This is a genomic window from Salinimicrobium oceani (assembly GCF_012037645.1).
The window spans coordinates 1-438 of the sequence record NZ_JAAVJR010000686.1 but is presented as its reverse complement, the minus strand read 5'-3'; the positions used below and the strand labels follow the sequence as shown (position 1 = coordinate 438).

Below are 438 nucleotides of genomic sequence, written 5' to 3'. Positions count from 1 at the left end.
AAGATAAATTGTACCGCGAGAGAGCCAGGGAAGAAGCTAAATGGCACAGGGAACGTGCTAAGGAATTAGCAAAACTGCAACGGGAAGAAAGAAAGGATGAAGCAGAACTTTACCGTGAAATGGCTAAAGCAGATGCCGAATACTATCGCGAAAGAGCCAAAGAAGCTGCCGAAAGAGAACGTGATATGAGAAAACTGGATAACGAGCTGGAAATAGAGCGTGCTAAGGAGGAAGCGGAATACTACCGCGAACGTGCTAAAGAAGCAGCAGAGCGGGAAAGAGAGCTGCGTAAGGATAAAGCTGAATGGAACCGGGAGCAGGCTAAAGAAGCTGCCGAATATCATCGGGAAAGGGCCAAGGAAGCCGCTGAACGTGAAAGAGAGATCGAGAAGAGAGAGCGGGAACTTAAGAACAAGAGAAAGCAATAGTTAAATTATT

Annotated in this window: 1 protein-coding gene; it reads left to right on the top strand. The window is 46.6% G+C overall.

Annotated elements, in window-relative coordinates; genetic code table 11:
- Positions 1–428, top strand: a 428-nt coding sequence (locus HC175_RS18875) for a hypothetical protein (RefSeq protein WP_438865967.1), incomplete at its 5' end; no start/stop codon positions are given.
- Positions 429–438: the final 10 nt, after the last annotated feature.